At 63.6% G+C, this 25,110-nt stretch carries 22 protein-coding genes; 15 read left to right on the forward strand and 7 right to left on the reverse strand.

Annotated elements, in window-relative coordinates; genetic code table 11:
* Window position 1: 1 nt before the first annotated feature.
* Window positions 2-412: a VOC family protein gene (locus PW947_RS03510; RefSeq protein WP_299629683.1), complete on the reverse strand. Its 411-nt coding sequence runs from the start codon at window positions 410-412 to the stop codon at window positions 2-4.
* A 124-nt stretch (window positions 413-536) separates the two neighbouring features.
* On the opposite strand from PW947_RS03510, the gene PW947_RS03515 reads away from it, so the two are divergent.
* The 12 genes from PW947_RS03515 to PW947_RS03570 all read left to right on the forward strand — a co-directional run bounded on the left by PW947_RS03515 (window position 537) and on the right by PW947_RS03570 (window position 13,933).
* On the forward strand, window positions 537-1,508 hold the full coding sequence (locus tag PW947_RS03515; RefSeq protein WP_299629684.1) for a LysR family transcriptional regulator: 972 nt from the start codon (window positions 537-539) through the stop codon (window positions 1,506-1,508).
* Between the two features lie 61 nt (window positions 1,509-1,569).
* The gene (gene miaB, locus PW947_RS03520) at window positions 1,570-2,943 is read left to right on the forward strand and encodes a tRNA (N6-isopentenyl adenosine(37)-C2)-methylthiotransferase MiaB (RefSeq protein ID WP_299629685.1); all 1,374 of its coding nucleotides are present in this window, start codon (window positions 1,570-1,572) and stop codon (window positions 2,941-2,943) included.
* Window positions 2,944-2,987: 44 nt separating this feature from the next.
* The gene (locus tag PW947_RS03525; protein ID WP_299629686.1) at window positions 2,988-4,073 is read left to right on the forward strand and encodes a PhoH family protein; all 1,086 of its coding nucleotides are present in this window, start codon (window positions 2,988-2,990) and stop codon (window positions 4,071-4,073) included.
* Window positions 4,074-4,112: 39 nt separating this feature from the next.
* Window positions 4,113-4,580, forward strand: a complete 468-nt coding sequence (ybeY, locus tag PW947_RS03530) for an rRNA maturation RNase YbeY (protein WP_299629687.1) — start codon at window positions 4,113-4,115, stop codon at window positions 4,578-4,580.
* Window positions 4,581-4,628: 48 nt separating this feature from the next.
* Entirely contained in the window at window positions 4,629-5,303 is a 675-nt protein-coding gene (locus tag PW947_RS03535; RefSeq protein ID WP_299629688.1) for a gamma-glutamylcyclotransferase, read from the forward strand.
* A 234-nt stretch (window positions 5,304-5,537) separates the two neighbouring features.
* On the forward strand, window positions 5,538-6,434 hold the full coding sequence (locus tag PW947_RS03540; protein WP_299629689.1) for a transporter associated domain-containing protein: 897 nt from the start codon (window positions 5,538-5,540) through the stop codon (window positions 6,432-6,434).
* A gap of 40 nt (window positions 6,435-6,474) precedes the next feature.
* Window positions 6,475-8,175 carry an apolipoprotein N-acyltransferase gene (gene lnt, locus PW947_RS03545; protein WP_299629690.1) on the forward strand — a complete coding sequence of 567 codons (1,701 nt, stop codon included), beginning with the start codon at window positions 6,475-6,477 and terminating at the stop codon, window positions 8,173-8,175.
* A gap of 183 nt (window positions 8,176-8,358) precedes the next feature.
* Entirely contained in the window at window positions 8,359-9,366 is a 1,008-nt protein-coding gene (gene glyQ, locus PW947_RS03550; protein ID WP_299629691.1) for a glycine--tRNA ligase subunit alpha, read from the forward strand.
* A 15-nt stretch (window positions 9,367-9,381) separates the two neighbouring features.
* Window positions 9,382-11,481, forward strand: a complete 2,100-nt coding sequence (gene glyS, locus PW947_RS03555; RefSeq protein WP_299629692.1) for a glycine--tRNA ligase subunit beta — start codon at window positions 9,382-9,384, stop codon at window positions 11,479-11,481.
* Window positions 11,482-11,491: 10 nt separating this feature from the next.
* A complete protein-coding gene (gene gmhB / locus PW947_RS03560) occupies window positions 11,492-12,046 on the forward strand; it encodes a D-glycero-beta-D-manno-heptose 1,7-bisphosphate 7-phosphatase (RefSeq protein ID WP_299629693.1) in 555 nt (184 codons plus the stop codon).
* A gap of 162 nt (window positions 12,047-12,208) precedes the next feature.
* Entirely contained in the window at window positions 12,209-12,964 is a 756-nt protein-coding gene (locus PW947_RS03565) for a lysophospholipid acyltransferase family protein (protein ID WP_299629694.1), read from the forward strand.
* A gap of 45 nt (window positions 12,965-13,009) precedes the next feature.
* Complete coding sequence (locus PW947_RS03570; protein WP_299629695.1) at window positions 13,010-13,933, forward strand: SprT family zinc-dependent metalloprotease; 924 nt, start codon at window positions 13,010-13,012, stop codon at window positions 13,931-13,933.
* A gap of 155 nt (window positions 13,934-14,088) precedes the next feature.
* On the opposite strand, the gene gloA is transcribed toward PW947_RS03570, so the two are convergent.
* The 5 genes from gloA to PW947_RS03595 all read right to left on the reverse strand — a co-directional run bounded on the left by gloA (window position 14,089) and on the right by PW947_RS03595 (window position 20,437).
* Window positions 14,089-14,475: a lactoylglutathione lyase gene (gloA, locus tag PW947_RS03575; protein ID WP_299629696.1), complete on the reverse strand. Its 387-nt coding sequence runs from the start codon at window positions 14,473-14,475 to the stop codon at window positions 14,089-14,091.
* Window positions 14,476-14,547: 72 nt separating this feature from the next.
* A complete protein-coding gene (gene rsmA / locus PW947_RS03580; protein WP_299629697.1) occupies window positions 14,548-15,408 on the reverse strand; it encodes a 16S rRNA (adenine(1518)-N(6)/adenine(1519)-N(6))-dimethyltransferase RsmA in 861 nt (286 codons plus the stop codon).
* A gap of 134 nt (window positions 15,409-15,542) precedes the next feature.
* The gene (pdxA, locus tag PW947_RS03585; RefSeq protein ID WP_299629698.1) at window positions 15,543-16,553 is read right to left on the reverse strand and encodes a 4-hydroxythreonine-4-phosphate dehydrogenase PdxA; all 1,011 of its coding nucleotides are present in this window, start codon (window positions 16,551-16,553) and stop codon (window positions 15,543-15,545) included.
* A gap of 85 nt (window positions 16,554-16,638) precedes the next feature.
* Window positions 16,639-18,000, reverse strand: a complete 1,362-nt coding sequence (locus tag PW947_RS03590; protein WP_299629699.1) for a peptidylprolyl isomerase — start codon at window positions 17,998-18,000, stop codon at window positions 16,639-16,641.
* 67 nt (window positions 18,001-18,067) lie between these two features.
* Window positions 18,068-20,437, reverse strand: a complete 2,370-nt coding sequence (locus PW947_RS03595) for an LPS-assembly protein LptD (RefSeq protein ID WP_299629700.1) — start codon at window positions 20,435-20,437, stop codon at window positions 18,068-18,070.
* Between the two features lie 225 nt (window positions 20,438-20,662).
* Between PW947_RS03595 and PW947_RS03600 the strand changes: the two genes are divergently transcribed.
* Window positions 20,663-21,727, forward strand: a complete 1,065-nt coding sequence (locus PW947_RS03600; protein ID WP_299629701.1) for a phosphotransferase — start codon at window positions 20,663-20,665, stop codon at window positions 21,725-21,727.
* A 47-nt stretch (window positions 21,728-21,774) separates the two neighbouring features.
* A complete protein-coding gene (gene murU, locus PW947_RS03605) occupies window positions 21,775-22,479 on the forward strand; it encodes an N-acetylmuramate alpha-1-phosphate uridylyltransferase MurU (protein WP_299629794.1) in 705 nt (234 codons plus the stop codon).
* Between the two features lie 66 nt (window positions 22,480-22,545).
* Here the strand turns inward: murU and PW947_RS03610 are convergent, their stop codons facing one another.
* A complete protein-coding gene (locus PW947_RS03610) occupies window positions 22,546-24,450 on the reverse strand; it encodes an ABC transporter ATP-binding protein/permease (RefSeq protein ID WP_299629702.1) in 1,905 nt (634 codons plus the stop codon).
* Between the two features lie 227 nt (window positions 24,451-24,677).
* On the opposite strand from PW947_RS03610, the gene PW947_RS03615 reads away from it, so the two are divergent.
* Complete coding sequence (locus tag PW947_RS03615) at window positions 24,678-25,073, forward strand: acyl-CoA thioesterase (protein ID WP_299629703.1); 396 nt, start codon at window positions 24,678-24,680, stop codon at window positions 25,071-25,073.
* Window positions 25,074-25,110: the final 37 nt, after the last annotated feature.

Raw genomic sequence — 25,110 nt, forward strand, 5'->3', positions numbered from 1 at the left:
GTCACTCTCCGGATATCGGTTGATGCGGGTCGCGTGGATAGTCGAGCGCCGTCACGAATTCGACGACAACGCCCGGGGCCAGCGCGACGAACACTTGAATTTCGCCGCTGAGCGGCACCTCGGCGATCTGGTAGCGGACCCGCGCCCCGTCGAGACGCGACAGCAGTGCGTCCCATGCGTGGCGCGTGTCGATCCGGAACGCGATGTGATCGATCCGCGGCACGCTGCGTCCGGTTTGCGCCGGAATCGTCGCGTCGACGAGATGGATCACCGCGCGGCCGTTCGCATACAGCCAGTCGCCCGCAATCCCGAACGGCGGCCGCGCGCCCGCCTCGAGCCCGGCGATATCGACGAAAAAGCGCCGGGTCGAGTCGAGATCGGGTGTGACGATGGTTGCGTGATCGAGATACATGGCTTGAGGTCCGGCGTGCCGCCGTGCCGAGGTGATTTCAACGGTTCGCATTGTCCCGAACCCTCATCGATTTGATAATTGGCGTAGCATTTGAATCATTATCAAATTTTTGTAGCAAATGGCCATGGACAATCTCGGCGACATCCGGCTGTTCGTCGAAGCGGCGCAGCTTGGCAGTCTGTCGGCGGCCGGGCGCAAGCTGGGCTTGACGCCCGCGGCCGCGAGCGCGCGGCTCGGCAAGCTCGAAGCCCGGCTGAAAACGCGGCTGTTCGAGCGCACCACGCGACAATTGCGGCTCACCGACGAAGGCCGTCTGTACGTGACGTGCTGCCGCCAGGCGCTGCAATCGCTCGACGACGCGGAAGCCGCGCTGCAAGCCGGCCAGAACCTCGTGCGCGGCAAGGTGCGGATTTCCGCCACCTCGGATTTCGGCCGCAATCTGCTGATGCACTGGCTCGACGAGTTCAACGTTCACTATCCTGATGTCACGTTTGCGCTGACGCTGTCGGATTCGCTGTCGAATCTGGTGCAGGAAGACATCGATCTGGCGATCCGCTTCGGCGTGCCGCAGGACAGTTCGCTGGTCGCGCGGCCGCTGGCGCCGAACCGGCGGGTCGTGTGCGCGTCGCCGGAATACATCGCGAAATACGGTGAACCCACCGAACCGCGTGATCTGGCGCGGTTTCGTTGCATCGTGCTCGGGACCGCATCCGGCCCCGTCAACGAATGGCGCTTCACGCGCGGCGACGACGTGCAGACCTTCACCGTGCCGCTCGACGCCGCGCGCGAAACCAACGACGGCGCGGTTGCGCGCGAATGGGCGTTGCGCGGCTACGGCATCGTCGTCAAATCGATGTGGGATATCGAAGCCGATCTGCGCAGCGACGGCCTGAAAGTGCTGCTGCCCGAATGGCGTTATCCCGACGCGCCGTTGCACGCGCTGTATCACCGCAATCACTTCATGGCGCCGCGCGTGCGGGTTCTGCTCGATTTTCTGAGCGCGCGCTTCGCGCAGGTTTCGGACGAACTGGAAGCGTTGCTGGGCTTGCCGCAGCTTCGTCCCGCGTCCGGAACGGCGGCGCATCAAGGGCTATAATTCGCCTTTCCCTACTATTACCGACGCCCCCAGATTAACCACTGCGACCGGCGACCCCACGATGACCAAAAAAGTTTACGTAAAGACCTTCGGCTGCCAGATGAACGAGTACGACTCCGACAAGATGGTCGACGTACTCGGCGCGGCGGAAGGCCTCGTCAAGACCGACACGCCGGAAGATGCCGACGTGATCCTGTTCAACACCTGCTCGGTGCGCGAAAAAGCGCAGGAAAAAGTCTTCTCCGACCTCGGCCGTGTGCGCGAACTGAAGGAAGCCAATCCGAACCTGATCATCGGCGTCGGTGGTTGCGTGGCGAGCCAGGAAGGCGCGTCGATCGTGTCGCGCGCGCCGTATGTGGATCTCGTGTTCGGTCCGCAAACGCTGCATCGTCTGCCGCAAATGATCGACAAGCGCCGTGAAACCGGCCGCCCGCAAGTCGATATCTCGTTCCCGGAAATCGAAAAGTTCGACCATCTGCCGCCCGCGCGCGTCGATGGTCCGAGCGCGTTCGTGTCGATCATGGAAGGTTGCAGCAAGTACTGCAGCTATTGCGTGGTGCCCTACACGCGCGGCGAAGAAGTCTCGCGTCCGCTCGACGACGTACTGACGGAAGTCGCCGGTCTCGCCGATCAGGGCGTGCGTGAAGTCACGCTGCTCGGTCAGAACGTGAACGCTTTCCGTGGCGCGCTGACGCTCGGGTCGTCGGAAATCGCCGACTTCGCCACGTTGATCGAATACGTCGCGGAAATTCCGGGCATCGAACGGATTCGCTACACCACGTCGCATCCGAAGGAATTCACGCAGCGTCTGATCGACACCTACGCAAAGGTGCCGAAGCTCGTCAGCCATTTGCATCTGCCGGTCCAGCACGGCTCCGACCGCATCCTGATGGCGATGAAACGCGGCTACACGGTGCTCGAATACAAGTCGGTGATTCGCAAGCTGCGCGCGATCCGCCCGGACCTGTCGCTGTCCACGGACATGATCGTCGGCTTCCCCGGCGAGACCGACGAAGATTTCGACAAGATGATGGCGCTGGTTCACGACATGTCGTACGACACCAGTTTCTCGTTCATCTACAGCCCGCGTCCCGGCACGCCGGCGGCGAACCTGCACGACGACACGCCGCGCGAAGTGAAGCTCAAGCGTCTGCAGCATCTGCAAGCCACCATCGAAGCAAACGTGCTGCGCATCAGCGAATCGATGGTTGGTAACGTCGAGCGTATTCTGGTGGAACGCCCGGCGCGCAAAGACCCGAACGAACTCGCAGGCCGCACCGAAAACAACCGCGTGGTGAATTTCCCGGCTCCGGTCGGCTCGCACGCGCGCCTGATCGGCCAGATGGTCGATGTAAAGATCGTGCATGCGTACCCGCACTCGCTGCGCGGCGAACTCGTGATGGTGCACGACGGCGCACCCGCCACCACGCACTGAATTTCCACTCAGCGTATCGAAACCGACAGGATCGACTGACCGCCTTGAAGACCACTCAGCAGCACCTGGAATTCACCGCTCCGCGCGAAGACAACGCGCGGCTCGCCAACCTCTGCGGCCCGCTCGACGAAAACTTGCGGCAGATCGAGCAGGCGCTCGACGTCACGCTGCAACGCCGCGGCCACCGTATCGGCATCCGCGGTCGCGGCGCGAAGCTTGCGCTGACGGCGCTGGAAAATTTCTACAACAACGCGCGCGACCCACTGTCGCTCGACGATATCCAGCTTGCGCTGGTTGAATCGCGCCACCTGGCGCGTCAGCGGCCGCGCGGCGCGAACGGCACAAGCGCCGGGCAAGACGGCGACACGCTCGACGTGCGCTTTCGCGGCGACCCCGATCATCCGTTCGACCAGCCGGCCGATACCGGCGACCTCGACGCGGAAGACCTCGGTCCGAAGCTGTACACGCGCCGGGCCGATCTGCGTGGCCGCACGCCTGCGCAACGCGAGTATCTGAAGCAGATCATTTCGCACGACGTCACGTTCGGCATCGGACCTGCGGGTACGGGCAAGACGTATCTGGCCGTCGCATGCGCAGTCGATGCGCTGGAGCGCGATCAAGTCAAACGGATCGTGCTGACGCGTCCGGCGGTGGAAGCCGGCGAGCGGCTCGGTTTTCTGCCCGGCGATCTCGCGCAAAAGGTCGATCCGTATCTGCGTCCGCTGTACGACGCGTTGTACGACCTGCTCGGTTTCGATAAGACCGCGAAGATGTTCGAGCGCCAGATGATCGAAATCGCGCCGCTCGCGTATATGCGCGGCCGCACGCTGAATCACGCGTTCATCATTCTCGACGAGGCGCAGAACACCACGCCCGAACAGATGAAAATGTTCCTGACGCGGATCGGTTTCGGCTCGAAGGCCGTGGTCACCGGCGACACCACCCAGGTGGATTTGCCGCGCGGTCACAAGAGCGGGCTGGTCGAGGCGCAGCATGTATTGTCGGAAGTGCGCGGTATCGCGTTGACGCGTTTCACCAGCGCCGACGTCGTGCGTCATCCGCTGGTCGCGCGTATCGTCGAGGCGTATGACGCGCATTCGGCAAAAACCGGCAATGTCGATCCGCGCTGAGCGGATCTCGCCGACAGAACGTAAAACCTGAACAAAAGCATGCCCGCTGCCCCAAAACTGACGCTCAACCTGCAATTTCCGGCCGCGAAAACGTGGCCGGAACACAAGGCGCTGCTGCCGCGCGCGACCGTCGCGAGCTGGATCAAGGCCGCGCTGTTCGCGGACGGCGAACTGACCGTGCGCTTCGTCGACGAAGAAGAAGGTCGCACGCTGAACCGCACATATCGCGGCAAAGACTACGCAACCAACGTGCTGACCTTCGCTTACGCCGAATCCGAAGACGATCCGGTGACGGGCGATCTGATCCTGTGCTGTCCGGTGGTCGAGAAAGAAGCCGCCGAGCAGAACAAGCCGCTCGCCAGCCATTACGCGCATCTGCTCGTGCACGGCACCCTGCACGCGCAGGGTTACGATCACGAAGAAGAAGACGAAGCCGAAGAAATGGAATCGATCGAAACCGAGATTCTCGCGAAACTCGGTTTTCCCGATCCGTATCAACAGACGTAAGCGTTTCAGCCATCCTGTAGTCACTCGTCCACTTCCGCCCAAACGCCCGTGAACGCACGCTCTCCCGAAGCCGACGACCGCAGCGACACGCCGAGCCCCAGCACCTGCGCGGGTTATCCGCCCGTGTTCGAAGAATCGCGAATGCTGACGGACGACGAATTGCGCGCGTCGCTGGACGACACGCTGCGCGATTGGGACCGTCGGCGCGATTTATGGCTGTTCGGTTACGGCTCGCTGATCTGGAACCCGGGTCTGCCGACGCTCGAAGCGGTGCGCTCGCGGGTGCACGGCTATCACCGCGGCCTGTATCTGTGGTCGCGCGTGAATCGCGGCACGCCGGAGTTGCCGGGTCTGGTGCTCGCGCTGGATCGCGGCGGTTCGTGCGGCGGCATCGCCTTCCGGCTGGCCGCCGAAGGCGCGATGCCGCATCTCGAGGCACTGTGGCGACGCGAAATGGCGATGGGCTCGTACCGTCCCGCGTGGCTGCCGTGCGTGATCGCCGACGGACGGCGCGTCGATGCGCTTGCGTTCGTGATGCGCCGCGATGTGCCGAGCTACACCGGCAAACTCACCGACGAAGTCGTCAAAACCGTGATGGGCTGCGCAACCGGCCGTTACGGCACCACGCTCGATTACGTCAGCCGCACCGTCGAAGCCTTGCGCGAAAGCGGGATGCCCGATCGCGCGCTGGAAGCGCTGCTCGCACGCTGCAAGGCGGAATGACGAAACCGCCGCGCCCGGAACCTCGCGCGACGCCGCCGTCTGTACGCCGCACCGCGTTTCGCATTTTTGCTCCGCCACACCTTCGCCACGCAGATCAGTTAGGATTGACCCAAGCCTGCCGCCGCGGCGCGATCCTGCCCTTGGCCAAACGGCCAACCGACAAGGTTCTGCCATGTGCGTGGTGTATCCTTAACGCTCCGTAACAGCGCGCCCAGACATGCCGGGCGCCACACCATGAACGACACGTATCCCAGTCGACGCTCGACCAGTGACAAACCTCAGGAAAAGCGCTCCCTTCTCGAACGCTTGACCGATTTCATCTCGCCCGAGCCCGACTCGCGCGCCGAATTGCTGGAAATCCTCCAGGATGCGCATGAACGCAACCTGATCGACGCAGATTCGCTGTCGATGATCGAAGGCGTTTTCCAGGTCACAGAGCTGTGCGCACGCGACATCATGGTGCCACGCGCCCAGATGGACGCGATCAACATCGCCGACACCCCTGCAGAATTCATTCCGTTCGTGCTGGAAGAAGCGCACTCGCGCTATCCGGTGTACGAAGGCAATCGCGACAACATCATCGGCGTTCTGCTCGCGAAAGACCTGCTGCGTTACTACGCGGAAGAGGAATTCGACGTGCGCGGCATGCTGCGCCCCGCCGTGTTCATCCCGGAGTCGAAACGCCTGAACGTGCTGCTGCACGACTTCCGCGTCAACCGCAATCACATCGCCATCGTGGTCGATGAATACGGCGGCGTCGCGGGCCTGATCACGATCGAAGACGTGCTCGAACAGATCGTCGGCGATATCGAAGACGAATACGATTTCGACGAAGAAAGCGGCAACATCATCGCGTCGCCCGACGGCCGGTATCGCGTGCGCGCACTGACCGAAATCGGACAGTTCAACGAGTCGTTCGGCACGCATTACCCGGACGACGAAAACGACACGATCGGCGGGCTGGTCACGCATCATTTCGGACGCGTGCCGCATCGCGGCGAAAAAGTCCGAATCGACGACCTGATCTTCGAAATCCTGCGGGGCGACGCGCGGCAAATTCATATGCTGCTGGTCCGCCGCGATCCGCTCGCCGGCGAGCGCGAACGCACCGCCCAGCACGTTCAGACCTGAGCGCCGCTTCCCTCCTCTTCCTCACGCCGACCGCGCAACAATGGCCGACCCGATCTCTTCCCGTCCGCGCAGCGGCGTGAGCACCGCTGCCCACGCAACCGCCAGTTCCACCGATTCCACCGTCGCCGTCCGCGCGCGCGCATTGCCGCGCTGGCATTACCTCGTCGCGCTGGTCGCGGGTGCGGCGAACACGCTGTCGTTCGCCCCGACGCCGCATGGCGGCTGGCTCGAACTCGCGATCTTCGCGTTTTTCGTCGCGTGGCTCACCCGCACCACCGGCTGGAAAAGCGCCGCGCTGACCGGCGGCGCGTTCGGCTTCGGCAACTTCGTCACGGGCATCTGGTGGCTGTACGTCAGCATGCACGAGTACGGCGGCATGGCCGCGCCGCTCGCCGGTGCCGCGCTCGTGCTGTTTTCGCTGTATCTCGCGGTTTATCCGGCGTTGTCGGCGCTCGTGTGGTCGTTTTGCGCCGGACACGCACGCAATGCGCGTGACGCACGCAACCGTCCGCTCGGCGAAGCAACGCCGTTCGCGCCGACGTGGCACGGCGCGTTCGCTTTCGCGAGCGCATGGGCGATCGGCGAATGGCTGCGCGGCTTCGTGTTCACCGGCTTTCCGTGGCTCGCCAGCGGCTATGCGCAGGTCGACGGTCCGTTCGCGGGCTTCGCGCCGGTAGCGGGCGTGTACGGCGCCGGTTGGGCGCTGGCGTTGACGGCGGCGTTGCTGGTGCAGGCGTGGAGCGCGTGGCGCGCACGCACCGCGTTCGTGGTGCCGGCCGCGCTCGCCGTCGGCATGATCGCGGCGGGTCTGCTGCTGCCGCTGGTCGCGTGGACGGTGCCCGCGAATGCGCCGCTCACCGTGCGCCTGCTGCAAGGCAACGTGAAGCAGGAAATGAAGTTCGAGCAATCGGGTGTGGATTCAGCCATCGCGCAATATCAGCAGATGATCACATCGAAGCCCGCCGACCTGATCGTCACGCCCGAAACCGCGATTCCGGTGCTGTTCCAGGCCATGCCGCAGCCGTTCGGCACCGCGATCCGCAATTTCGTCGATACCACCGGCACGTCGATCATCTTCGGCGCGATCGGCGGCGACATCACGCCGGAAGGCCGTCTGGTCAACTACACGAACAGCCTGTTCGGCGTGAACCCCGCTTCGCACGACATCTACCGCTACGACAAACATCATCTGGTGCCGTTCGGCGAATTCGTGCCGTGGGGATTCCGCTGGTTCGTCAACCTGATGAACATCCCGCTGGGCGATTTCACGCGCGGCGCGCCGGTGCAGAAACCGTTCTTCGTGCATAACCAGCCGGTCGCCGTGGACATCTGCTACGAGGACATTTTCGGCGAGGAAATCGCGCGGACCGTGCGCGAAAGCACGACCTCGCCGGGCGTGCTGATCAACTCAACGAACCTCGCGTGGTTCGGCGACACCATCGCGCTCGACCAGCATCTGCAGATCGCGCGGATGCGCTCGCTCGAAACCGGCCGCCCGATGCTGCGCGCCACCAACACCGGCATGACCGCCGCCATCGACGCGCACGGCAACGTGATCGGCCGCCTCAAGCCGTTCACGATCGGCTCGCTCGATCTCACCGTGCAAGGGACGTCCGGCAACACGCCTTACGTGACGAGCGGCAACAACACGGTGCTGGCGATCTCGGTGATTCTGCTGGCGGTGGGCTTCGCGTTCGGACCCGCGCGCCGCAAGCGCGCAACCGCAACGACGCCGCAATAAACCGCAATGCCGACGGCGACGGATTCGATATCCGCCGCCGCCTCGTCGCACGAAAGTCTCAACGCACCGTCTATCCGGTAAAATTAGCGGTTTTAGCACCAGGCTGCGCAACCGGCCGGTTATCGACGGGCTTCAAGACGTCGTAGCCGTGTCGTGAGCCGCGTCCTGCCCGAAAGGCACCTCATGCTCACGTTTCAGCAAATCATCCTGACGCTGCAATCCTACTGGGACAAGCAGGGTTGCGCGTTGCTTCAGCCGATCGACATGGAAGTCGGCGCCGGCACGTCCCACGTCCACACGTTCCTGCGCGCAATCGGCCCCGAGCCGTGGCGCGCCGCCTACGTGCAACCGTCGCGTCGTCCGAAAGACGGCCGTTACGGCGAAAACCCGAACCGTCTGCAGCACTACTACCAGTACCAGGTCGTGCTGAAGCCCGCGCCGGAAAACATCCTCGACCTGTACCTCGGCTCGCTCGAAGCGCTCGGCTTCGACCTGAAGCAGAACGACGTGCGCTTCGTCGAGGACGACTGGGAAAACCCGACGCTCGGCGCGTGGGGTCTCGGCTGGGAAGTGTGGCTGAACGGCATGGAAGTCACGCAGTTCACGTACTTCCAGCAGGTCGGCGGTCTCGATTGCAAGCCGGTGCTCGGCGAAATCACCTACGGTCTCGAACGTCTCGCGATGTACCTGCAAAAGGTCGAGAACGTGTACGACCTCGTCTGGACCGAATGGGAAGAACTCGGCCCGAACGGCCCGGAAATGCGTCGCCTGACTTACGGCGACGTGTATCACCAGAACGAAGTCGAGCAGTCCACGTACAACTTCGAACACGCGAACGTCGATCTGCTGTTCTCGTTCTTCAACAGCTACGAAGCCGAAGCGAAGAAGATGATCGACGCGCAGATCGCGTTGCCCGCTTATGAACTCGTGCTCAAGGCAGGTCACACGTTCAACCTGCTCGACGCGCGCGGCGCGATCTCGGTGACGGAACGCGCGGCGTATATCGGCCGGATTCGCGCGTTGTCGCGCCTCGTCGCGCAAGCGTATTTCGAATCGCGCGAAAAGCTCGGCTTCCCGATGCTCGGCAATCCGGTGCACGGCGTGCCCGGCCTCACCACCGACGCGGAAGACGCAGCGAAGCCGGCCTGGGCGCCGCCGCTGAAAGTCGAACGCAAGATCGATCCGGACTGACGGAAACACGAACACATGACTCAAGCCAAACAAGCCACCCTGCTCGTCGAACTGCTGACCGAGGAACTGCCGCCGAAAGCGCTGGCGCGCCTCGGTGACGCATTCGCCGAAGGCATCGCGCAGCGCCTCGCCGCGCGCGATCTGATCGAAGGCGAACCGTCGTTCGAACGATATGCGACGCCGCGTCGTCTCGCCGTCACGATCAAAAACGTGCGCGCGGTCGCGCCGGAAAAACACGTTCGCGAAAAAGTGCTGCCGGTGTCGGTCGCACTGGATAAAGACGGCCAGCCCACGCCGCCGCTCGCGAAGAAGCTCGCTGCACTCGGCTTCCCCGACTTCACGGTGAACGATCTCGAACGTGCGTCCGACGGTAAGGCCGAAGCGTTCTTCCTGCGCTACGCGGCGCCGGGCGCGACGCTCGCCGACGGCCTGCAGGCCGCGCTCGACGAAACGCTGGCGAAGCTGCCTATCCCGAAGGTGATGACGTATCAGCGCCCGGACGGCACCAACGTGCAGTTCGTGCGTCCGGCGCACCGTCTGACGGTGCTGCACGACAACGAAGTCGTGCCGGTCAGCGCGCTCGGCGTCGATGCCGACGACACCACCCTCGGCCATCGCTTCCTGTCCGAAGGCTTCGTGCAGATCCAGCACGCTGACGCTTACGCGGAAACCTTGCTGCACAAGGGCCACGTGGTGCCGAACTTCATCGACCGCAAGGAAACCATCCGCACGCATCTGCTCGCGCAAGCCGACGGCGACGAGGTGGTAATGCCGGACTCGCTGCTCGACGAAGTGACGTCGCTGGTCGAATGGCCGGTGGTGTACGCGTGCCGTTTCGAGGACGAATTCCTGCAAGTGCCGCAGGAATGCCTGATCCTGACGATGCAGACCAACCAGAAGTATTTCGCGTTGACCGACGCGAACGGCAAGCTGCGCTCGCGCTTCCTGATCGTGTCGAACATCGAGACGAAGACGCCTGGCGATATCGTCGAAGGTAACGAGCGCGTGGTGCGGCCGCGCCTCGCCGACGCGAAGTTCTTCTTCGAGCAGGACAAGAAGCGCCCGCTCGCCGACCGCGTGCCGCAGCTCGCGAACGTCGTCTATCACAACAAGCTCGGCTCGGCGCTGCAACGCGTCGAACGCGTGGAGGCGCTGGCCGGCGCGATCGCGCAGATGACCGGCGCGGACGTCGCGCTCGCCACGCGTGCGGCACGTCTCGCGAAGGCCGACCTGATCACCGACATGGTCGGTGAATTCCCGGAACTGCAAGGCACGATGGGCACGTACTACGCCCGTCACGACGGCGAACCGGAAGAAGTCGCGCTCGCGTGTTCGGAGCACTACCAGCCGCGTTTCTCCGGCGACGCGTTGCCGGCCACGGCAACCGGCACGGTCGTCGCGCTGGCCGACAAGCTCGAAACGCTGGTCGGCATCTGGGGCATCGGCCTGCAACCTACCGGCGAAAAAGATCCGTTCGCGCTGCGCCGTCACGCGCTCGGCGTGCTGCGGATTCTGGTCGAAAAGCGTTTGCCGGTCGATCTGATCGAACTGCTGCGCGCAGCGCACGCACAATTCGCGAACGTGCCGAACGTCACCGATTCGACGCAAGCCATCTACGAATTCTGTATGGACCGTCTGCGCGGTCTGCTGCGCGAACGTGGCCACGCGGCCGGTGAAATCGACGCGGTTCTCGCGATGAACCCGACGCGCCTCGACGACATCGTCGCGCGACTGGACGCGGTACGCGAATTCGCGGCGCTGTCGGAAAGCGCGTCGCTGGCTGCGGCCAACAAGCGTATCTCGAACATCCTGAAGAAGTCGGAAAGCGCGACGACCGGCGGCGTGCAGGTGGCGTTGCTGATCGAACCCGCTGAAAAGGCGCTGTACGCGCAGCTCGAACAGGTTGCGCCGCGCGTGCAAACCCAACTGGCCGCGCGCGACTACACCGGCGCGCTGACCGCGCTCGCGGCATTGCGCGAACCGGTGGACACCTTCTTCAACGACGTGATGGTCAACGCCGAAGATCCCGCGCTGCGCGCCAACCGTCTCGCGCTACTCGGTGCCCTGCATCAGCAGATGAACTGCGTCGCGGACATTTCGCGGCTTGCCGCCTGAGCGTCCAGTCATGGGTACCAGGAAAGTCGTCATCCTCGATCGCGACGGTGTGATCAACGTCGATTCCGACGCGTTCATCAAGTCGCCCGACGAATGGGTCGCGCTGCCCGGCAGCCTCGAAGCGATTTCCCGGCTGAATCAGGCGGGTTATCGCGTCGCGATCGCGACCAATCAATCGGGCATCGGCCGCGGCCTGTTCGACATGGCCGCGCTCAACGCGATGCATCTGAAGATGCACAAGATGGCGGCGGCGGTCGGCGGCCGGATCGATGCGGTGTTCTTCTGTCCGCACACGGCGGAAGATCACTGCGAATGTCGCAAGCCGAAGCCCGGCATGCTGAAGATGGTCGCCGAGCGGTTCGAGGTCGATCCTTCGCATACGCCGGTAGTGGGCGATGCGATGCGCGATCTTCAGGCAGGCGCCGCGCTCGGTCATCCGGTTCATCTGGTGCTGACGGGCAAGGGCAAGAAAACGCTCGCGGGCGGCAACCTGCCGGAAGGCACGCGGGTCCACGACGATCTGCGTGCGTTCGCGCTGGATTTCCTGTCCGACCGGCAGGATTGACGCTGCACCGAAGCTGAACGTTGAAAGTTGAAAGCTGAAGCGGGCCGGTCCTGCCGAAGCCAAATAAAGAACCAGGCAAGGAACGACGCGAGGAGACCACCGCGCCGTTCTCTCAGATTGACCCTGCGCGGCGAACCCGCCGCGCTCTCCGCGATACCACCGATGCGCTTCATTCGTTCGCTGCTGCTGCTGATCTACTTCGTCGTGTTCACCATTCCGTACGCGACCGCCTGCTTCATCGCCTTTCCGTTTCTGCGGGCGACCAACCGTTACTGGATGGCCGCAGGCTGGTGCCGCGCGACGCTGCACGTGGTGCGCTGGCTGAACGGTATCCGCTACCGGATCGAAGGCATGGAGAATCTGCCGGACGGTCCGGCCGTGCTGCTGTCGAAGCATCAATCGGCGTGGGAAACGCTGGCGTTTCCGGCGCTGATGCCGCGTCCGCTGTGCTACGTGTTCAAGCGCGAGCTGCTGTACGTGCCGTTCTTCGGTTGGGCGCTGGGTTTGCTGAAGATGGTTCACATCGACCGTAAAGAAGGCAAGTACGCGTTCGATTCCGTCACGCGGCAAGGCAAGGAACGGATGGCCGACGGCGCATGGGTGATCATGTTTCCCGAAGGCACGCGCACACCGACCGGCCGCCAGGGCAAGTACAAGACCGGCGGCGCACGTTTCGCGGTGGCCACCGGCGCGCCGGTCGTGCCGATCGCGCACAACGCCGGGCGCGTCTGGCCGCGAAACTCCTTTTTTAAATATGCGGGTATAGTCACGGTGTCGATCGGCAAGCCGATCGACACGACGGGACTCACGCCCGACCAGGTCAACACGCGCGTCGAAACGTGGATCGAAAGCGAAATGCGCCGCATCGATCCTGCCGCGTACAGCGCTGCGGACGGTACTGCCGCCGCGCCACTCTGACGCGCTCGCGCCCTCTCCGGCGTCCTTTGCGCGAAGCCGAATCCGATGCAGAAGTCTCCCACGTCGCAACCCGCTGCGGCGCTCGATAGCCGGCAACTCGATCTGCCGCTCTTCGCAGAGCCCGGTGCGGCGACGCCGTCGCCGGCAAACCAGACCACTCAAACCAGTCACGCCGGCCTCGCATCGCAACCGTTGCAGCCTGGCACCTCATCGGGTTTCAACGGCGTGCCACGCGCGCCGGACGGCTCGAAACTGCGCAGCGTCACGCTCGGTCCGCAGACACTTCACTATCAGCTCAAGCGCTCGGCGCGTCGTTCGATCGGCTTTGCGATCGACAGCAGCGGCCTGACGATCACCGCGCCGCGCTGGGTCACGATCGCCGATATCGAAACCGCGATCTCCGAAAAACAGCGCTGGATTTTCACGAAACTCACCGAATGGCAAACGCGCGTCGAACAGCGCGCGCTGCCGAAAGTCGACTGGAAAGACGGCGCGGAAGTGCCGTATCTGGGCAAGCCGGTGCGGGTGTCGCTCGGCGCGCCGCGCGGTGTCGTCGCATTCGACGAACAGCTTGCCGCGCTCGCGTTGCCGCTGCCGTTGCAAGCCGATCCGCAGCAGATCAAGGACCGCGTGCAAAGCTGGCTGCAAAGCGAGGCGAAGCGGATTTTCGGCGAGCGGCTGGCGGTGTATGCGGAACGGCTGGGCGTGTCGTATCGCGCGTATGCGTTGTCGTCGGCGGCGACGCGCTGGGGAAGCTGTTCCAGCGATGGCAAGATTCGCCTCAACTGGCGTCTGATTCACTTCCCGATGTCGATCATCGATTACGTGGTCGCGCACGAGCTTGCGCATCTGCGCGAGATGAATCACAGCCCGCGTTTCTGGCAAACGGTCGAATCGATCTTTCCGGAGTTTCGCGAGGCGCGGCAGACGCTGAAAAGCCATCCACCGGAATTGCTGCCGACGCTCTGAGCGCCGGCAGGTGCAGACACCATCCGGTGACCGCCGACGCAGCCTGTGAAGCAGGCCACGCATGCCGGCGGTCCGGTCATTCGTTCAGTGGGGAACTGACGGATCTGATCCGATAAGCAGCGATAAACACAGTTAAACGGCGTGCAATGCGCCGCTTAGTTTTTCTTCTGGATGAATTCGATCTTGTAGCCGTCCGGATCCGTGACGAAAGCGATCACGGTCGTGCCGTGCTTCATCGGACCGGCTTCGCGAACCACTGTCCCGCCTTGCGCCTTTATCTTGGCGCAGGCTGCGTACGCGTCGTCGACTTCGACCGCGAGGTGGCCGAACGCGCTGCCCAGTTCGTACGATTCGGTGTCCCAGTTGTGCGTCAGTTCGATCACCGCGCCGCTGGCTTCATCGGTGTAGCCGACGAATGCGAGCGTGAACTTGCCGTCCGGGTAGTCGTCGCGGCGCAGCAGTTTCATGCCGAGCAGTTCGGTATAAAACGCGATCGAGCGGTCCATGTTGCCGACTCGAAGCATGGTGTGAAGCAGGCGCATCGTGTACTCCTTGTTGCGGAAAAATCGAGGACGTAAATGTACCCGGATTTGTGCCCGGCTGCAGACCGTGACTCAGGCGCCGGCGTTGCCGCCGGACGCGGCCGCACGGCTCGCCCGATGCGCTTCGACGACCTGCGCGACGCGCACGTATTCGTCGACCGGCACGTCTTCCGCGCGACGCTGAAGATCGAACCCGAGCGCGTCGAAATCCGCCTGGTCGCGAAAGGCGGCGAGCGTGTTGCGCAGCATCTTGCGGCGTTGCGAGAACGCGGCCGTCACGAGTTCGCCGAGCACGCGCTGATCGACCGGCGCGAGTTCGTGCGCGGCGTACGGAATCATCCGCACGATCGCGGAATCGACCTTCGGCGGCGGCTGGAAGGCTTCGGGCGGCACGTCGAGCAGCTTGTCGATCACATAACGGTATTGCAGCATCACCGACAGACGGCTGAACGCCTTGCTGCCCGGCTCCGCGACCATCCGCTCAACCACTTCGTTTTGCAGCATGAAGTGCTGATCGATCACGCACGGCGCGAAGTCGGTCAGATGAAACAGCAGCGGACTGGAAATGTTGTACGGCAGATTGCCGACGATCCGCAGCGACGGTTTGTCCGCGTCCGGCGCGGCCAGCGCGCCGAAGTCGAATGCGAGCGCGTCGCCCGCATGCAGTTCGAGCAGCTCGCCGAATTTCTTCTTCAGACGCACGATCAGATCGCGGTCGAGTTCGACCGCGTGCAGCGGCGATTCCGGCGACGCGAGACGCTCGATCAGCGGCTGGGTCAGCGCGCCGAGGCCCGGTCCGATTTCGACCATGCGTTCGCCGCGTGCCGGACGAATCACGTCGACGATCGAATCGATCACGCCCATATCGACCAGAAAGTTCTGTCCGAAACGCTTGCGCGCGAAATGGCCCTGGTGCTGTCTGCTGGTGGACATCGAAAACCGCTAAGAAAGAGAACTGGGAAAACGCAAAAGAATGCGCTGGGACGCGCGGCGCTCGCGCGCCACGCCGTTACCCGAATGCTAACCGAATTGCCGGATGAGTCAGCCGGATCGCGCGCGCAGGCTCATCAGCCCGCGCGACGATGCCGCGCCATCGACACCGCCGTATCGATCGCGGCGATCAGGCTGCCGGAATCGGCGCGGCCGGTGCCGGCGAGATCGAGCGCGGTGCCGTGATCCACCGACGTGCGAATGATCGGCAAACCGAGCGTGACGTTGATGCCTTCGCCGAAGGTGGCGTACTTCAGCACCGGCAAGCCCTGATCGTGGAACATCGCCAGCACGCAATCGGCTTCGTTCAGATAGCGCGGCTGAAACAGCGTATCCGCCGGATAGGGACCGCGCGCGTCGATGCCCTGCGCATTCGCGAGCGCGAGCGCCGGCGAGATCACGTCGATCTCTTCGCGCCCGAGATAACCGTTTTCACCCGCATGCGGGTTCAGGCCGGTGACGAGAATGCGCGGCGCGGGCAAACCGAAATGGTGACGCAGATCGTGATCGACGATACGCAGCGTGTCGACCAGACCGTCGATCGTCAACGCCGCCGATACGTCCTTCAACGGCAGATGCGTGGTGGCGAGCGCGACCCGCAACGGCCGCGCGCCCGTGCCTGCGAGCATCATCACGACACGCGGCGTGTGGGTGCGTTCGGCAAGATATTCGGTGTGACCGGTGAATGGCACGCCCGCATCGTTGATCGTGCTTTTTTGCAGCGGCGCGGTGACGATTGCGTCGAAACGGCCGCTCGATGCGCCGTCGATTGCAACGTCGAGCAGATTCAGCACGTAGCGGCCGTTGGCGGCGTCGAGCTTGCCCGCCTGAGCCGGCACACCAAGCGGCTGATGCTCGACGCTGACACGCCCGCTCTGACCGCCCGTCAGCGCCGCCCAATCGACTCCGACCGCTTGCGCACGTTGCGCCAGCAGAGCGGCGTCGCCGAGTACGGTGAACTGCGCGTCCGGCCAGTGCGCCGCCGCGCCTGCCAGCGCCCGCGCAGTCAGTTCCGGACCGACGCCGGCAGGTTCGCCGGTCGTGATCGCAATCTGAAGCGGGAAATGGGAAGCGGAAGCGGCTGTCATCGTCTTAAGTGACTCTGATTGAATCTGAACGGCTTACGCATCGGGTGCGCAATGCTTGCGAACCCGATGCGCGCGTTATAGCGCGTTACTGCGCAGCGACCGGATTGGACTTGACCTCGACATACGCCGTGTCACGCAATTCGCGCAGCCAGTCCGAATACGCCTGCTCTGCCTTGCGCTGACCGATTGCCTGGCGCGCCAGATCCATCTGCTGCGAAACCGAACCTTCCGCGTCGCGGCGGCCGAGCACCTGGATCAGGTGATAGCCGTATTCCGAACGCACCGGATCGCTGACCTGGTTGTCGCTCAAGTTGTTCATTGCGCGCTCGAATTCCGGCACGGTTTCGCCCGGGCTGATCCAGCCGAGATCGCCGCCTTGCGACGCCGAACCGTCTTGCGAATAAGTCCGCGCGAACTTCGCGAAATCGCCGCCTTGCGCGACGTCACGCTTGATTTCGAGCAGCTTCTGACGGGCTTGCGGCTCCGACATGCCGTCGCCGACCTTCAGCAGAATGTGGCGAACGTGCGTTTGAACCAGCTTGGTCGATGCACCCGTGGCGCCCTGACCTGCGCGGCGATCGACCAGACGAACGATTTCGAAGCCGTCGTCGGTGCGGATCACGCTCGGGTTGACCTGGCCCGGACGCAGCGATGCCGCGGCCTTGACGAAGTCAGCCGGCAGCTTCGACGGTGCCTGGAAACCGGTGTCGCCACCCTTCGATGCATCCGGCGCCTGCGAGTTGGCCTTCGCGAGCTTCTCGAAGTTCGTGCCGCCTGCAGCTTCTTTCAGCAGGCCGTCGGCCTTTTTCTGCGCGGCTTCGATGTCGGTTTCCGACGCGTTCAGCGGCGCCTTCAGGAAAATGTGTTCGAAGCGCAGATCGCTCGTCTGACCGGCATTCGGTCCGCGCTGGCTGGCGATGTAGTTCGCGACTTCCGCGTCCGACACCACCACCTTGCTATCCACTTCTTTCTCACGCAGACGCGACAGCGTCAGTTCAGTGCGCGCGTCGCTGGTGAACGTGGCCCAAGGCACGCCTTGCGCCTCGATCCGCGAACGGTACATGTCGAGCGACATGTTGTTCGCCTGCGCGAGACGTTCGAGCGTTTTCTGCACTGCCGCGTCGTCGATCTGGATGCCGTCTTCTTTCGCTTTCTGCAACTGGATGCGTTCGAGGACCATCTGGTTCAGCACTTGCGCGCGCAGCTGGTCGGCCGGCGGAACCGGTGCGTTTTGCTGGCTCAGACGATGCGTGATCAGGCTCGCGCGTTCGTCGAGTTCACGCTGCGTGATGACGCCGTTGTTGACTACAGCCGCGATCGTGTCGACGGTCGTGCCATTGTTGCCGCCAAGCGCCTGCGCGGACGCCGGCGCAGCCGACAGGAAAGACGCAACGGCGGCGAAACCTGCCACGAACGTTGCCAAGCGAAGCTTTTTCATAATTGCCACAGATACTCCAGTGATGTCGGGCGCGCCTCGCCCGTCTTTTCGCATTGCTCAAACGGTAGGACGTGCGTCATTCGTAGTCGGTGAAGCGGGACTCGGGCGCCGGCGGCGGCGGCAACGGCGTGTAGCCGGATACGCCCGCACGGAACGCGGAGATCAGGCCGTTATCGACGCTCGACAATCCCTTGAACGTCAACTGTGCAAGGAAGCGCGTGCCCGACGTGGTCTGACCGGATGTATTCAGCCCGTTTGCATACCGCTGGAAGCCCACCCCGAGCGTCCAGCAGTCGGCATCGTATTGCAGGCCGAGCAAGCCGTCGACAACCTTGTGGCCGCCGAGGTCGTAATTGAAACGACCCACGGCATAGACACGATGCGACAGCGGCCATTGACCGGAGATCAGCACCTGGTTGATCGGTTCGTTGTCGAGCGTGGAGTTGGCGCGCGTATAGCGATACGCGACGTTGATGACCTTCCCCGTGGCCGGACTGAAGCCGAAACCGATGCTGGTCTTGGTCAGCTGGTTGTTGTCGGCATTATATTGGAACGCAGTTTCCGACGCGAAACCGGCCCCGAGCTTCAGCGACGCGCCCGCGATCAGGTCCGAGTGCGTTGCCTGCGCGGTGCTTTCCGCCGACGACAGCGTGACCCGCTGGTCCTGGAAATAGTACTGCTGCGCGACCACGAAACGCGCGCGTTCGTCGCCGGTAGCGGGATCGAGGAAACGCGTGGTGATCGCGGCCGTCAGACGGTTCGCGTCGGCGATCCGGTCGCCGCCGACGAACGTGTTCGGCGTGAAGATTTCCGCGAGGCCGAAGTCGGAATCTGCGGTATCGAACAGCGGCACCATCGACTGGTCGCGATACGGCGTGTACACGTAGTAAAGCCGCGGCTCCAGCGTCTGGATGAAGTCCTGGCCGAACAGCCGCACCGAACGGTCGAACACGAGACCGGTATCGAACGACAGCGTCGGAATCGATTCCGTGAAGTTCTTCGGCTGACCGGCGGGTGCGTCCGCGCCGATGTTGCGCAGGTCGTACGACGCGAAGTGCCATTGCACCTTCGGCGTGACGAAGTAGCCCGGCCCGACCACCGAATACGACACGTACGGGTTGAACATCACCCGGTCGCCTTCGGTCGCGTCCGCCGTCGTGATGCTGAAGCGCGAGTAATCCGCCTCGGCGCCGAAATCGAAACCGCCGACGTTGTACTTCGCGTACTTCACGTTCAACTGCGGCTCACGGCCGTAAGGCGTGCCGGTCGACGACGTGAAGGTCTGGAAATGCTGCTCGCGCGCCAGCACCGACCACGGACCGTGGTTGTACGTCAGCCCGGCTTCCTGCTGGAACAGCGTCTGCGTGCCGTTCAGGATCTGGCTGCTGGCCGCGGACAGGTCTTCGGAATAGCGCGAATCCGAAACCTTGTTGTAATACACGTACGCGCCGAAGCCGCTGCCGAGGTTCTGGCTGTGCTTGATGTACAGCGCGTAGCGATTGGTCTTGGTGATCGCGTCGTCCGGCAGGAACTCGCCGGTGATCGACCCCGAATACGTGGGCGACAGATAGCGGAACTCGGTCGACACCTGCACGCCGCGCTTCGAGATCAGGCGCGGCGTCACCGTCATATCGCGATTCGGCGCGATATTGAAGTAATACGGCAGCGACAGCTCGTAGCCGTTGGTCGAACTGACGGAGAAGGTCGGCGGCAACAGGCCGCTGCGCCGGTCGCCCGACAACGGGAACGACAGCCACGGCGACGCGAACACCGGCACGCCCTGGAAAAACAGCACGCCGTTGTGCGCGACGCCTTCGTCGGCGCCGGTGTCGAAGTTGAACTCGGTGCCCTTGATGTACCAGGCGGGATCGTCCGCGCACTGGCACGCCGTGTAGGTGGCATGCGAGAAGGTCGAGCGCTCGCTGTCGAGCAGATCGACGCGCTCGGCACTGCCCGAGCCGCCCGTCACGTTGAAGTGATACTTCGGCGAAGTCATGAAGCCTTCGCTCGAGTCCACCTTCATGTGCGCTTCGGGTCCGACGAAGGTCGCGCCGTTGTTGTCGACGTGCACCTGGCCGTACGCGTCGGCCATGTCGCTGTCCTGATCGTAGTGCAGCGCATCGGCCTTGATCACGACGTTGCCATGACGGATTTCCGCCGAGCCTTTGGCGGCGGCGTCACGGTCGGTCGTGCCGGTGGTCGAGTCGCCGATTACGAAGGTGGCGGGCTTCTGGCCCGACGTCAACGTATGGTCTTCGAGCTGCGGGGCGAGCCGCATGCCCCAAGGCGCGTCGATCGGCTGCGCCTGTGCGGCGTCGCCCACAAGCTGGGCGTGCGCAAGCGCAGGCATCAGGCCCGGAACGGCGATCAACGCCGCGACAAGCCGCCTTCTGCGCGGCGTGCCGTCACAAGAGGGAATCGTTTGGGAAAGCTGTCTGGGCGGCATGTATCGTTTGGCGAATCGGCTCGTCAGCCCGCTTTAGTCAGTCACGCTCCGCCGCCTGCGCTACCTGACCGTGACAGTCGGCGGCACATCGATATCTACAATCTGTCGAACGATGATGCAGGCGGTGAAGCGGGAAGGGTGAAAAGGTGACGCGAGCCGCGTCAAAAAAGTCGTGGGGTATTATATGGCAAGACGTTGCCCCCCTGAATTTGCCTTCCGGTTTTCATGATCCTGCCTGACGTTTCTCCCGCCTCCGATCCCCGCCTCGACACGCTGCGCGCATGGCTGAACAATCACGCCGAGCGTTACGCACTCGACCTCGCCACGCTCGCGCCCGCTTCCGCCGATGCCAGTTTTCGCCGCTATTTCCGCATTACGGGTAAGGCTGCGCAAGAAAACCCGCTCGCCACACTGATCGCTGTCGATGCGCCGCCGCCGGAAAAGTGCCGTGAATTTGTGCAGATCGCACAATTGCTGGATGCGGCAGGCGTGCACGTGCCTCGCATACTCGAAGTCGATTTCGACGCCGGCCTGATGCTCGTGACCGATCTCGGCACCGAATCGTACCTGTCCGTGCTGTCCGATCCGCAAGCGTTGACCGACGGCCGCGCGCGCCGCCTGATGCGCGACGCGATCGACGCGCTGATCCGCTTCCAGCTCACCACCTGCAGCGACACGTTGCCGTCGTTCGACGAAGCGTTCCTGCGACGCGAGATGGAGCTGATGCCCGAATGGTTTATCGGACGCCATCTGGGCCGCGACCTCGACGACACCACCCGCGCACTGCTCGACCGTACGTTTGCGCTGCTGATCGCGAGTGCGCGCGCGCAACCGCAGGTGTTCATGCTGCGCGATTTCATGCCGCGCAACCTGATGGTCGCCGCGCCGAATCCGGGCGTGCTCGACTTCCAGGACGCCGTGCTCGGGCCGATCACTTACGACATCGCCTCGCTGTTGCGCGACGCGTTTCTGAGCTGGGACGAAGAATTCGAGATCGACTGCTTCGTGTACTACTGGGAGCGTGCGAAAAAGGCCGGCCTGCCGGTCGATGGCGATTTCGGCGAGTTCTATCGTCAGATCGAATGGATGGGCTTGCAGCGGCATATCAAGGTGCTCGGGCTGTTCTGCCGGATCCACTATCGCGACGGCAAGCCGCATTACATGGCGGATCTGCCGCGCTTTATCGGCTACGCGCGCAAGGTGTGCGAGCGGTATCGGCCGCTTGGGCCGTTCGCAAAGCTGCTCGACGAACTCGAAGGCCGCGCGATCGACGTCGGTTATACGTTTTGAGCGCGCCGCTGCCGGTGAACGCGAGTCCGGAGCCGCTGACTTGCGCGATGATTTTCGCCGCCGGTCGCGGCGAAAGAATGCGGCCGTTGACGGATAGCTGCCCCAAGCCGCTGCTTCAGGTGGGCGGCAAGGCGTTGATCGTCTGGCAGATCGAGCGGCTTGCCGCAGCCGGATTCCAGACCGTCGTGATCAATCATGCATGGCTCGGCGCACAGATCGAAGCCACGGTCGGCGACGGCGCGCGATGGGGCATCCGTGTCCTGTATTCGGCTGAAACCGAGGCGCTAGAAACCGCGGGCGGAATCGCCCAGGCGCTGCCGCTGATCGATCCTTCGGCGCAAGGTCGGCGGTTCGTCGCCGTCAGCGGAGACGTCTTCACCGACTTCGATTACGCGTCGCTGAGCAAGCAGGCCGCGCGGCTTGCCGGGATGCGCGAGCCGGGTATGCATCTGGTGATGGTGCCGAATCCGTCGTTTCATCCGCGCGGCGACTTCGCGCTGTCCGACGATGGCCGGTTGTCGCTCGACGGTTCGCAGAAGCTCACGTTCGGCAATATCGGCGTCTACGATTCACGCATGTTCGTCGATCTTCCCAAGGGCGTCGCGAAGGCGTTGACGCCGTATTACCGGGAGACGATTGCTGCCGGACGCGCTTCCGGCGAGCTGTATCAAGGCGCGTGGGAAAACGTCGGAACGCCCGCGCAACTCCACGCGCTCGACGCGGCTCTGATCGCCCGCCGTCCTGCCGTGTAGTTTTCCGACGCGCCGGGCGGCATCGTATGCGCCCGGCGGTCGTTTCCACCCTTCACGCGCGGCGCCTCACGGCACCTGCGTGACCGCCACGCGCTCCGCATCGCGCCCTTCCGCCGTGTCTTCCGACTGCTCCGCCCGCTGTTGCTGGAGCGCCCACATCTGCGCGAACAGACCGTTCGCGCGAATCAACTCCGCGTGCGTCCCGCGCTCGACGATCCGCCCACGATCCATCACGATGATCTGCTGTGCGTGCACGACCGTCGATAACCGGTGCGCGATGATCAGCGTGGTCCGGTCTCGCGCAATCTGGTTGAGCTCGTGCTGGATGGCGCGCTCCGAACGCGAATCCAGCGCGGACGTCGCTTCGTCGAACAGCAGGATGGGCGGATTCTTCAGGATCGTGCGCGCGATCGCCACGCGCTGCTTTTCCCCGCCCGACAACTTCAGGCCGCGCTCGCCGACGGGCGTTTCATATCCCTTCGGCAAGCCTTCGATGAACTCGTGAATATGCGCGGCGCGCGCCGCCGCGATCACTTCGTCGCGGCTTGCCGACGGACGGCCGTAAGCAATGTTGTAGTAGATCGTGTCGTTGAACAGCACCGTGTCCTGCGGCACGATGCCGATCGCCGCGCGCAGCGAATCCTGCGTCACGTCGCGAATATCCTGACCGTCGATCGTGATCGCGCCGCCGCCGTCGCGCCCGATGTCGTAGAAACGGAACATCAGGCGCGCCAACGTCGATTTGCCCGACCCGCTGTGACCCACCACCGCGGTCGTCGTGCCGGCCGGTATCGTGAAACTGATGCCGTGCAGGATCTGACGGGCCGGCTCGTACGCGAAGTTCACGTCGTCGAAACGCACCTGCGCGCCGCTGATGTTCAATGCCGGCGCGTCGGGTACGTCCGGCACTTCCTGCGCGGCGCCGAGCAGCGTGAACATCCGGTCCATATCGGTCAGGCTCTGCTTCAGTTCGCGATAAATCACGCCGAGAAAATTCAGCGGAATATAAAGCTGCAGCATGAACGTGTTGATCAGCACCAGATCGCCGAGCGTCAGGCGCCCCGCCATCACGCCTTGCGTCGCGCGCCACAGGATGAACACCAGGCCCGTGCCGATAATCGCCTGCTGTCCGAAATTCAACGCCGACAGCGAGGTCTGCGACTTCACCGCAGCGGCCCGATAGCGCTTCAGGTTCTCGTCGTATCGCGCGGCTTCCCATTCCTCGTTGCCAAAATATTTCACCGTTTCATAGTTCAGCAGCGAGTCGATCGCGCGCGAATTCGCCTTCGAATCCAGATCGTTCATCGTCCGGCGATAATGCGTGCGCCATTCGGTCACCTTCACCGTGAACACGATGTACACGGCTAGCGCAATGAACGTGACGATCGCGTAATACGCCTCGTATTTCACGACGAAAAATCCCAGCACGAGACCGACTTCCACGAGCGTCGGCAGGATGCTGTACAGCGAATACGAGATCAGCTGGGTAATACCGCGCGTGCCGCGCTCGATGTCGCGCGACATGCCGCCCGTCTGACGCTCCAGATGAAACCGCAGCGACAACGCGTGCAAGTGGCGGAACACTTTCAGCGCGAGTTGCCGCACCGCGCTCTGGGTCACCTTAGAAAACAGGATTTCGCGCAGTTCGGTGAACAGCGACGTGGACAGACGCACCACCGCATACGCGACCACCAGCATCCCCACGCCGCTGAGCAGAACGATGCCCGGCGCGTGCTCCGCGCGACCGAGCGCGGTCAGATGCTGGACCGACGACAAACCGTCGACGATCCGCTTCATCACGATCGGCACGCCGAGATTGGCGACCTTCGCACCGATCAGGCAGGTCAGCGCGAACGCCACCCGCCATTTGTACGCGGCCAGATAAGGCAGCAGCGAGACGATCGCTTGCCAGTCGTTGCGAGGCTGGGTGGAGATCGGGGCGGGTTCGTTCGAGGCGGAATAGCGACGCATTGCGGGTTCTGCTGGTGGGGACGGACTGCCGGAAAGGCTGCGCCGGACGCGCCCGCAGGCGGACCGCCGATCACGCTTTCCCGTACAATTCCTGATCTTTTCTATCTTTGTATTGTCGCAGAAGCCGGCTGGCGCCGCTTTCCACGGGCTGGGCCGGCGTATCGCTGGTCACGTCGCTGTCCCGAAACTCTGCCGCCGGTTGTGCCAATCCGTTCAGGGGTGTTCGAATGACCGATCTTCTTCAGCTTCCGCAAAAACCGTGTGCGCTGCGCGTCGTGCCGCAACCGTCGGACGCGAACGTCCACGGCGACGTGTTCGGCGGCTGGATCATGGCGCAGGTGGATATTGCCGGATCGATTCCCGCGAGCCGTCGCGCGAACGGCCGCGTGGCGACGGTGGCGGTCAACTCTTTCGTGTTCAAGCAACCGGTGTTCGTCGGCGATCTGCTCAGTTTTTACGCGGATATCGTCAAGACCGGCAATACATCGGTGACGGTGTCGGTCGAGGTGTACGCGCAACGGATGAGCCTCGCCGAAGAAGTCGTCAAAGTCACCGAAGCGCTCCTCACCTACGTCGCCACCGACAGCGACCGCAAGCCGCGCGCGCTGCCGCTGGTCGACTGAATTCGCGGCATCCGCTCCGCGACAGGCCGCGCTCGAA

Origin of the sequence: Paraburkholderia sp., assembly GCF_028283785.1 — a bacterium.
Classification (GTDB): domain Bacteria; phylum Pseudomonadota; class Gammaproteobacteria; order Burkholderiales; family Burkholderiaceae; genus Paraburkholderia.

Bases quoted from the DNA above. Each gene is read 5' to 3' on its own strand.
- PW947_RS03510 (WP_299629683.1), bottom strand. From the start codon at position 412: ATGTATCTCGATCACGCAACCATCGTCACACCCGATCTCGACTCGACC.
- PW947_RS03515 (WP_299629684.1), top strand. From the start codon at position 537: ATGGACAATCTCGGCGACATCCGGCTGTTCGTCGAAGCGGCGCAGCTT.
- miaB (WP_299629685.1), top strand. From the start codon at position 1,570: ATGACCAAAAAAGTTTACGTAAAGACCTTCGGCTGCCAGATGAACGAG.
- ybeY (WP_299629687.1), top strand. From the start codon at position 4,113: ATGCCCGCTGCCCCAAAACTGACGCTCAACCTGCAATTTCCGGCCGCG.
- PW947_RS03540 (WP_299629689.1), top strand. From the start codon at position 5,538: ATGAACGACACGTATCCCAGTCGACGCTCGACCAGTGACAAACCTCAG.
- lnt (WP_299629690.1), top strand. From the start codon at position 6,475: ATGGCCGACCCGATCTCTTCCCGTCCGCGCAGCGGCGTGAGCACCGCT.
- glyQ (WP_299629691.1), top strand. From the start codon at position 8,359: ATGCTCACGTTTCAGCAAATCATCCTGACGCTGCAATCCTACTGGGAC.
- glyS (WP_299629692.1), top strand. From the start codon at position 9,382: ATGACTCAAGCCAAACAAGCCACCCTGCTCGTCGAACTGCTGACCGAG.
- gmhB (WP_299629693.1), top strand. From the start codon at position 11,492: ATGGGTACCAGGAAAGTCGTCATCCTCGATCGCGACGGTGTGATCAAC.
- PW947_RS03565 (WP_299629694.1), top strand. From the start codon at position 12,209: ATGCGCTTCATTCGTTCGCTGCTGCTGCTGATCTACTTCGTCGTGTTC.
- PW947_RS03570 (WP_299629695.1), top strand. From the start codon at position 13,010: ATGCAGAAGTCTCCCACGTCGCAACCCGCTGCGGCGCTCGATAGCCGG.
- gloA (WP_299629696.1), bottom strand. From the start codon at position 14,475: ATGCGCCTGCTTCACACCATGCTTCGAGTCGGCAACATGGACCGCTCG.
- rsmA (WP_299629697.1), bottom strand. From the start codon at position 15,408: ATGTCCACCAGCAGACAGCACCAGGGCCATTTCGCGCGCAAGCGTTTC.
- pdxA (WP_299629698.1), bottom strand. From the start codon at position 16,553: ATGACAGCCGCTTCCGCTTCCCATTTCCCGCTTCAGATTGCGATCACG.
- PW947_RS03595 (WP_299629700.1), bottom strand. From the start codon at position 20,437: ATGCCGCCCAGACAGCTTTCCCAAACGATTCCCTCTTGTGACGGCACG.
- PW947_RS03600 (WP_299629701.1), top strand. From the start codon at position 20,663: ATGATCCTGCCTGACGTTTCTCCCGCCTCCGATCCCCGCCTCGACACG.
- murU (WP_299629794.1), top strand. From the start codon at position 21,775: ATGATTTTCGCCGCCGGTCGCGGCGAAAGAATGCGGCCGTTGACGGAT.
- PW947_RS03610 (WP_299629702.1), bottom strand. From the start codon at position 24,450: ATGCGTCGCTATTCCGCCTCGAACGAACCCGCCCCGATCTCCACCCAG.
- PW947_RS03615 (WP_299629703.1), top strand. From the start codon at position 24,678: ATGACCGATCTTCTTCAGCTTCCGCAAAAACCGTGTGCGCTGCGCGTC.